This is a genomic window from Pseudomonas sp. (assembly GCF_037994325.1).
Taxonomy (GTDB): Bacteria; Pseudomonadota; Gammaproteobacteria; order Pseudomonadales; family Pseudomonadaceae; genus Aquipseudomonas.
The window spans coordinates 1-1,098 of the sequence record NZ_JBBNAH010000129.1 but is presented as its reverse complement, the minus strand read 5'-3'; the positions used below and the strand labels follow the sequence as shown (position 1 = coordinate 1,098).

At 62.4% G+C, this 1,098-nt stretch carries 1 pseudogene; it reads left to right on the top strand.

Going from position 1 to position 1,098, the window contains the following annotated elements:
- Positions 1-922 (top strand): annotated as a pseudogene (locus AAAB16_RS04375) (DNA ligase B); the annotation flags it as partial.
- Between the last annotated feature and the right edge of the window lie 176 nt (positions 923-1,098).

Below are 1,098 nucleotides of genomic sequence, written 5' to 3'. Positions count from 1 at the left end.
GACTAAAGCAGTAACCGGTCTGGCAGATATCGAGCGCTGGCGTACTCACTGGCAGCAAAGCCCGCTGCCCTTCGCCAGCGATGGCGTGGTGATTCGCCAAGGCACGCGGCCCTCGGGCAGCCGCTGGCGCGCCGAACCGCCGTCCAGCGTCGTAGCGTGGAAATATCCCTTTGCCCAAGCGCTGGCCGAGGTGCGCCGGGTGGAATTTAAGATCGGCCGCACCGGGCGCATTACCCCGCTACTGCATCTGCAGCCGATCAAGCTCGATGACCGCATTATTCGCCGGGTGAGCGTGGGCTCATTACGGCGCTGGCAACGGCTGGATATTCGTCCGGGTGACCAAGTAGCCATCGCCCTCGCCGGCCTGACCATTCCACGCTTGGACGACGTCACCTGGCGCACGCAAATCCGCGCGCCAATGGCGGTGCCCGATAGCAACAGCTACCACCTGCTGAGCTGTTGGCAACTGCAAGAGGGCTGCGCCAGCCAGTTCCGCGCGCGTCTGCAATGGCTGAGTAGCAAGAGAGGCTTGGCGATGGCCGGCGTTGGCCCCGGCACCTGGGAAAAGCTGCTTAGTGCGCAGCGCATCAATGGCCTGCTCGACTGGCTGGATCTAAACCAGACCGATATCGCCGGCCTGCCCGGCTTTGCTGAACGCAGCGCCAGCAACCTGCACAACAGTTTTAGCCGGGCGCTGCGTCAGCCGTTTATCACCTGGCTAAAAGCGCTGGGGCTACCACCCACGGGCACTGCCAATCTCCCGGAAAACTGGGAAACCCTGGCCGCCCGCACAGAGCGCGATTGGCTGGCTGAGCCCGGTATCGGCACCACGCGAGCACAGCAACTGGAGACGTTTTTTCGCCATCCGCAGGTGCTGGCCCTGCGCGAGAAATTACAGGCGGTCGGCGTACAGGGCTTCTGAAAATAGGCGGAGCAAATCTGCCGAGCAATTTCTATGGGATAGACTTCAGGCCATTGCGACTCGCGAGGGCCCGCCTGCTCGCGACAATTTCACTGCCATGGAGCGCTGCAATGTCTGCCTACCGTCCACTTTTTTCTGCCCTGCTGCTAAGCGTATTGACCACCACTGCCGTGGCC